Annotated in this window: 6 protein-coding genes; all 6 read left to right on the top strand. The window is 47.8% G+C overall.

What is annotated here, in order from left to right:
* The first annotated feature begins 247 nt into the window (after positions 1 to 247).
* The gene (gene rho, locus BUB85_RS00925) at positions 248 to 1,615 is read left to right on the top strand and encodes a transcription termination factor Rho (RefSeq protein WP_073103868.1); all 1,368 of its coding nucleotides are present in this window, start codon (positions 248 to 250) and stop codon (positions 1,613 to 1,615) included.
* 134 nt (positions 1,616 to 1,749) lie between these two features.
* A complete protein-coding gene (gene rpmE, locus BUB85_RS00920; protein ID WP_073103866.1) occupies positions 1,750 to 1,956 on the top strand; it encodes a 50S ribosomal protein L31 in 207 nt (68 codons plus the stop codon).
* A 195-nt stretch (positions 1,957 to 2,151) separates the two neighbouring features.
* The gene (locus tag BUB85_RS00915) at positions 2,152 to 3,126 is read left to right on the top strand and encodes a DUF1385 domain-containing protein (RefSeq protein WP_073103863.1); all 975 of its coding nucleotides are present in this window, start codon (positions 2,152 to 2,154) and stop codon (positions 3,124 to 3,126) included.
* Positions 3,123 to 3,971, top strand: coding sequence for a peptide chain release factor N(5)-glutamine methyltransferase (prmC, locus tag BUB85_RS00910; protein ID WP_073103861.1), 849 nt, complete (start codon positions 3,123 to 3,125; stop codon positions 3,969 to 3,971). Before BUB85_RS00915 ends, prmC begins: the two co-directional genes overlap by 4 nt.
* 182 nt (positions 3,972 to 4,153) lie before the next feature.
* Positions 4,154 to 5,227: a peptide chain release factor 1 gene (gene prfA / locus BUB85_RS00905; protein ID WP_073103859.1), complete on the top strand. Its 1,074-nt coding sequence runs from the start codon at positions 4,154 to 4,156 to the stop codon at positions 5,225 to 5,227.
* Positions 5,228 to 5,245: 18 nt separating this feature from the next.
* Entirely contained in the window at positions 5,246 to 6,979 is a 1,734-nt protein-coding gene (locus tag BUB85_RS00900; RefSeq protein ID WP_073103856.1) for an ABC transporter ATP-binding protein, read from the top strand.
* Positions 6,980 to 7,024: the final 45 nt, after the last annotated feature.

The raw sequence follows: 7,024 nt of genomic DNA, 5'->3' as shown, positions 1-7,024 counted from the left end.
GAAAAATTTGTTACTTATATTTTACCGCACAAGAGGTACTCCTGCTTAGATTCTGGTTATTTTATTGCGAAAAGTTTTTATTCCTCAACGCTGCAATTGGTCATTTTTTGCTTTCTTTTTTTTGAAAAATAGTGTATACTATTTTCATATTTCGTAGATGTCGTTTCAGACAACGTTTCCCGCTGTGTAAATTACAATCGAGGCATTACTATTTAGAGTTTAACTATAGAAAGGATAGGGATTATTTATGAATAGAGAAAAATATGAATCACTGCCACTGACAACGTTAAAGGAGCTTGCAAAAGCAAGAAAGATGAGGGGAATTTCAACCTTAAAAAAGCCACAGCTGATTGAAGCGATGCTCGAACAGGACGAGAAGGAAAGTCAGGAGGAGGCAAAAACCGCAGCCAAAGAAGAGGTGCGTGCCGCAGCTTCTGCCAAAGAGGAGAAGGGCGAGAAAAAAGAAGTGACGGATCTGGAGCAGCTAGACAGCGGAGAAGCTGCCAACGGGATTCTGGAAGTGCTTCCCGATGGATATGGATTTATCCGAAGTGCCAACTACCTTCCGGGAGAGAGTGATGTGTATGTATCGCCATCTCAGATTCGCCGTTTCAACCTGAAGACAGGGGATATTGTGGCAGGAAACAAGAGAGTGAAAAGTCAGTCGGAAAAATTCAGTGCACTGCTTTATCTGACAACGGTGAATGGAATGCGCCCGGCTGAGGCGGGACAGAGACCGAATTTTGAGGATCTGACCCCGATTTTCCCGAATCAGAGAATCGCACTGGAGAACCCGAAAAGCACCACCTCCATGCGTATGGTCGACCTGCTCTCCCCGATCGGAAAGGGACAGAGAGGTATGATCGTGTCACCGCCGAAGGCTGGTAAAACAACTTTATTAAAAGAGGTTGCGCTGTCCGTGCAGCGGAGTGAGCCAAAGCTTCATCTGTTGATCCTTCTGATCGACGAGCGTCCGGAGGAAGTGACAGATATCAAGGAGGCGATTGAGGGCCCGAATGTGGAAGTTATCTATTCGACATTTGACGAGCTGCCGGAGCATCATAAGAGAGTTTCGGAGATGGTGATCGAGCGTGCTAAGAGACTGGTGGAGCACGGCAAGGATGTCATGATCCTTCTGGATAGTATTACACGTCTGGCAAGAGCGTATAACCTGACCGTTCCGCCGTCAGGAAGAACTCTTTCAGGTGGTCTGGATCCGGCGGCACTTCACATGCCGAAGCGGTTCTTTGGAGCTGCCCGTAACATGCGAGAGGGCGGAAGTCTGACAATTCTTGCGACGGCTCTTGTGGAGACGGGGAGCAAGATGGATGACGTGGTTTACGAGGAGTTTAAAGGAACAGGCAACATGGAGCTTGTTCTGGACAGAAAACTGCAGGAGAAGAGAATCTTCCCGGCAATCGACATCGCAAAATCCAGCACGAGACGCGAGGACCTGCTTCTCACGAAGGACGAGCTGGAGGCGGTTGACATCATTCGCAAAGCGATGAACGGATTGAAGGCGGATGAGTCGGCGGACAACCTGATCAATATGTTTGCGAGAACAAAAACAAATATTGAATTGGTCGATAAAGTGAAGAAACAGAGATTTATTTAAGAAATTTGCAAAAAAGGTTATGAAAAATGAATAATTATTTGAGAAAGACCTTGCAAATGTCGAATAGCTATGATACAATTACAAAGCTGTTTAACGATAAAAGTTAATAAAATTTGAAATAGAGAGGTGAAATCATGAGAGAAGGAATACATCCAGAGTACCATCAGGCAACAGTTACATGCAACTGCGGTAACACATTTACAACAGGTTCTACAAACGAATCAATCCACGTAGAAATTTGTTCAAAGTGTCATCCATTCTACACAGGCCAGCAGAAAGCCAATCAGGCACGTGGTCGTGTTGATAAGTTCAATAAGAAATACGGCATTCAAGACAAATAAGAGTGAAACGTTGCAGGCTGAGGTTATTATAATCTCAGCCTGTTCTTATAATCAGGATGTTCATGAGCAAGTAGCAGAGCGGATTGCGAATGTCCGCTTTACAAACAGGCTTTCAAAAGCCGTGAATACATGTCTTACAGATTTCGAGACTGGAACAACGGTTAATGAAAAGATAATATAAGTAGAGGACAATATATGAAATCATCGAATATAGGCGGGCAGGCTGTGCTGGAAGGCATCATGATGAAGAACAAAGATCGGTATGCGGTTGCTGTCAGAAAGCCGGACAAGACGATTGCACTTCAGGTTGAGACCTATCACAGCATTGTTCCGTGGACGGCGCTGACCCGGATTCCTTTCGTGAGGGGAATCTTTAATTTTATCGACTCCATGGTGCTCGGAATGAAGACACTGACCTATTCCGCGAGCTTCTTTGAGGACGAGGAAGAGGAGACACAGGAAAGCGGAGATAAAAAAACGGAAAAAAAAGCGATCACAGAAGAAGAACAGGCTGCGAAGAGCAAAAAAGAAGAGCGGGTGGAAAATATTGTAATGGGCCTTACCATTGCATTTTCTTTTGTTATGGCGCTGCTGCTTTTCACGGTGCTCCCGTCTTTTGTGGCCGGGCTGCTGAAAAATCAGATTCATACCTATACACAGCGGGCTATCGTGGAAGGTCTTCTCAAGGTGGTGGTTTTTGTGGGCTACCTGCTGCTCATTTCCCGTATGAAGGACATTCAGAGAGTGTTCATGTACCACGGGGCGGAGCACAAATGTATCAACTGTATTGAACACGGACTTCCACTGAATGTGGAGAATGTCAGAAAGAGCTCCAGACAGCACAAGCGCTGTGGGACGAGTTTCCTGTTGTTCGTGCTCATCATCAGTATTATCGTCGGGATTTTTATCCGCGTGGATATAGTCTGGTTGCGCGTGTTGATCCGGATTGCACTGCTGCCGCTGGTGTCCGGGATTTCCTATGAGATCATCAAGCTGGCAGGCAATAGTGACAACCCGGTCATATCGCTGCTCAGTCAGCCGGGACTCATGGTTCAGAAGCTGACAACACGGGAGCCGCAGGATGATATGATCGAGGTCGCAATCGAGGCGGTAGAAGCCGTGTTTGACTGGGAGACTTATGAAGCTGAGAACTTTGGGGAAGAGAAATGACCTTAAAAGAATTGTATGAGCAGGGCAGTGCGATTCTGGCGGAGGCCGGGATTGCAGAGGCAGGGCTGGACGCCTGGTATCTGCTGGAGTTTGTGACGAAGATAAGCAGAGCGATGTATTATGTACACGCGGGGGACGCTGTCTGTGAAGAAAAACAAATACGCTATCAGGAGTTGGTTCAAAAGCGCGCAGGTTATATTCCGCTGCAGCACCTGACAGGGGAGCAGGAGTTTATGGGGCTGCCGTTTTTTGTGGACAGCCATGTGCTGATTCCAAGACAGGACACAGAGAATCTGGTGGAATGTGCATGCGGGCTGCTGCAGGATCACATGAGCGTGCTCGACCTTTGCACGGGATCCGGCTGTATTCTGCTGAGCATGGAACATTTTGCAAGAGAAAAGAAACTGCAGGGATTTGCAGGTGCCGGAGCGGACGTGTCGAAAGAAGCTCTGGCGGTGGCAGAAAAAAACGGAGACCGGCTGGAAACGGACGTGACATGGATCGAGAGTGACCTGTTTGAAAAAATCGAGGGGAAATTCGATCTCATTGTCTCCAACCCGCCGTATATTCGTACATCGGAGATACCGAAGCTTCAGCGGGAAGTGAAGGATCACGATCCGATGCTGGCGTTGGACGGGAAGGATGACGGACTGTATTTTTACCGGCGTATTATCCGGGAGAGCGTAGCGTATATCAGACCGGGCGGGCATCTGCTGTTCGAGATTGGCTTTGATCAGGGAGCACAGGTGAGTGCACTGATGAGAGAGGCCGGTTATAGCAGCGTGATGGTGAAAAAGGATCTGGCTGGGCTTGACCGTGTGGTTTCCGGCGTATATCAGATGTGAAGAGATTTGAAGAAGATGTCAGCAAAGCTGACCGAATCTCGCACCAAGACTCGCGATCGAGTCTTGAAAATTGAGCAGATGAAGGAATGGCGGGCCGGACCCACGGGCATCTGCGCAGGCACTGAGGGGAAGTTTCCCCGGTACAAGTTATAGATGCAAGTTATAGAAAGGATGTAAGAGAGATGTTTGACAGATTAGAAGATTTGCTCATTCGTTATGAAGAGATTATGGGAGAACTGCAGGAGCCGGATGTGGCGAATGATGCAGCCCGTTTTACAAAGCTGATGAAAGAGCAGAGCGATTTAACTCCCATCGTGGAGGCATATAAGGAATATAAACAATGCAGGCAGAACGTGGAGGATTCTCTGGTGATGCTGGACGAAGAGTCCGACGAAGAGATGAAGGAGCTTGCGAAGGAAGAACTGAATGAATCGAAAGCCCGGATTGAAGAGCTTGAGAAAGAATTAAAGATTTTACTGCTCCCGAAGGACCCCAACGATGACAAGAACGTTATCGTTGAGATCCGCGGAGGTGCCGGCGGAGATGAGGCTGCACTTTTTGCGGCGGAGATCTACCGTATGATTGCACATTATGCAGAGAGCAAACGCTGGAAGGTGGAGATGATTTCCTGTACAGAGAATGGAATCGGCGGTTTCAAGGACTGTTCCTTCATGGTGACGGGGCAGGGCGCTTATTCCAGGCTGAAGTATGAGTCCGGCACACATCGTGTGCAGCGTGTACCGGAAACGGAGAGCGGCGGACGTATCCATACCTCAACCATCACGGTGGCAATCATGCCGGAGGCGGAAGAGGTGGATGTGGATCTGGACATGAATGACTGTAAATTCGACGTGTTCCGTGCTTCGGGTAACGGTGGACAGTGTGTCAACACGACGGATTCGGCCGTGCGGCTGACACATATTCCGACCGGAATTGTTATTTCCTGTCAGGATGAAAAATCCCAGATTAAGAATAAAGATAAGGCACTGAAAGTACTCCGTGCGAAGCTGTATGAGTTAGAATGTGCGAAGCAGCACGACGCAGAAGCGGAACTTCGCCGCAGCCAGGTTGGAACAGGAGACCGTTCTGAAAAAATCCGTACCTATAATTTCCCACAGGGACGTGTGACGGATCACAGAATCAAACTGACACTGCACAAGCTGGATTCGATTCTCGGAGGAGATCTGGATGAGATTATTGACAGCCTGATCGCGGCGGACCAGGCAGCGAAGCTTGGAAAGATGCAGGAAAACTAAACAGACAGGATCATTATAATGAAGGAAAAACTAAAAAAACTTATTGCGTATTATAACCCGTATCGGTTTTTATTCTTTAGTGACATGTTTTTTGCAATCATAGGAGCGCTGGTCACACTGGCGCTCCCTCTGATTGTGAGGTATATTACGAACAATGTGATTTATTATGAGGGCAGCAAACTCTCTCAGACAATCTTTTCGCTGGGAGTGATCATGGTGATCCTTGTTGTCGTTGAGTTCGGATGCAATTACTATATCGCTTACTTCGGCCACATTATGGGGGCTAAGATGGAGGCGGATATGAGAAGTGACATCTTCGGACACTATCAGAAACTGACCTTTGCTTTTTATGATAACCAGAAGGTGGGACATCTTTTATCCAGAATCACGAGTGACCTGTTTGATATCAGCGAACTGCTGCATCACGGGCCAGAGGATGTACTGATTTCTGTGATCAAGATTATAGGTTCGTTTATAATACTGATGATGATCAACATGAAGCTGACACTCATCGCTTTTGCATTCATCCCAGCCATGGTGGTGTTTGCAGTCTACTACAACAAAAAGATGAAGAGCGCATTCTCGCAGAATCGGGCGAAGATCGCGGATATCAACAGCCAGATCGAAGACAGCCTCTCGGGGATCCGGGTCGTAAAGTCTTTTGCGAACGAGAGCGAGGAACTGCGCAAATTTAATAAGGGAAACGGCCGGTTTGTGGAGGCGAAAAAGAAGAGCTATCTGTATATGGGAATGTACAATTCCGGGCTGAATGCTCTGACAACGTTGGTGACGGTTGTGGTTCTGGTGGCAGGAGCACAGTTCCTTACAACGGGACAGGTGGTTGTGTCAGATCTGATCACTTTTTTGCTCTACATCAATAATTTCACAGAACCGGTGAAAAAGCTGGTAAACTCGGCGGAACAGTTCCAGAACGGGTATACTGGATTTGAGCGTTTTCTTGAGATTTTGTCCATTGCACCGGATATCAAGGATGCAGAGGACGCCGTGGCAGTGAGAGAATTGAAGGGAGACATCATATTTGATGATGTATCCTTCTGCTATGAAGAAAATCAGGACAAGGTATTGAATCATGTCAATCTGAATGTGGACGCCGGGAGCTATATGGCTCTGGTAGGTCCTTCCGGGGCAGGAAAGACGACGCTTTGCAGTCTGATCCCAAGATTCTATGAGGTCTCCTCCGGAAAGATTCTGATTGATGGAATGGATATCCGCAGTATTCGACTGGATGATCTGCGCAACAACATCGGAATTGTCCAGCAGGACGTCTATCTGTTTGCGGGAACAATCATGGATAATATCCGTTACGGAAAGCCGGAGGCCTCGGATGAAGAGGTGGTGCTTGCCGCGAAGAATGCCAATGCCCATGAGTTCATTGTGGCATTTCCGGAGGGGTATGACACGGATATCGGACAGCGTGGTGTCAAGCTGTCGGGAGGGCAGAAGCAGCGACTCTCCATTGCGAGAGTGTTTCTGAAAAACCCGCCGATTCTGATTTTTGATGAGGCGACCTCCGCCCTGGATAACGAGAGTGAGCAGGTGGTACAGCAGTCATTGGAGAGTCTCGCGAAGAACAGGACAACGTTTGTCATCGCGCACCGTCTGTCTACGATCCGCAACGCGGAAAAGATTCTAGTGCTGACGGATGAGGGCATTGCCGAGGAAGGGACTCATGAGGAACTTCTGCATGCCCATGGTATCTACGAGGGGTTGTACCAGATGCAGTTTTCATGATAGAGAATGAAGAATGCGTCTGTTGCGGTAAGAAATTTGTGCAGT

Origin of the sequence: Hespellia stercorisuis DSM 15480 (assembly GCF_900142165.1) — a bacterium.
In the GTDB taxonomy this organism is placed as follows: Bacteria; Bacillota; Clostridia; order Lachnospirales; family Lachnospiraceae; genus Hespellia; species Hespellia stercorisuis.
Note: the sequence above shows the minus strand (reverse complement) of the source record. Positions and strands in the feature narration are given on the sequence as shown.

What these genes read in the sequence shown, in the direction of transcription:
- rho (WP_073103868.1), top strand. Translation starts at nt 248, where the DNA reads ATGAATAGAGAAAAATATGAATCACTGCCACTGACAACGTTAAAGGAG.
- rpmE (WP_073103866.1), top strand. Translation starts at nt 1,750, where the DNA reads ATGAGAGAAGGAATACATCCAGAGTACCATCAGGCAACAGTTACATGC.
- BUB85_RS00915 (WP_073103863.1), top strand. Translation starts at nt 2,152, where the DNA reads ATGAAATCATCGAATATAGGCGGGCAGGCTGTGCTGGAAGGCATCATG.
- prmC (WP_073103861.1), top strand. Translation starts at nt 3,123, where the DNA reads ATGACCTTAAAAGAATTGTATGAGCAGGGCAGTGCGATTCTGGCGGAG.
- prfA (WP_073103859.1), top strand. Translation starts at nt 4,154, where the DNA reads ATGTTTGACAGATTAGAAGATTTGCTCATTCGTTATGAAGAGATTATG.
- BUB85_RS00900 (WP_073103856.1), top strand. Translation starts at nt 5,246, where the DNA reads ATGAAGGAAAAACTAAAAAAACTTATTGCGTATTATAACCCGTATCGG.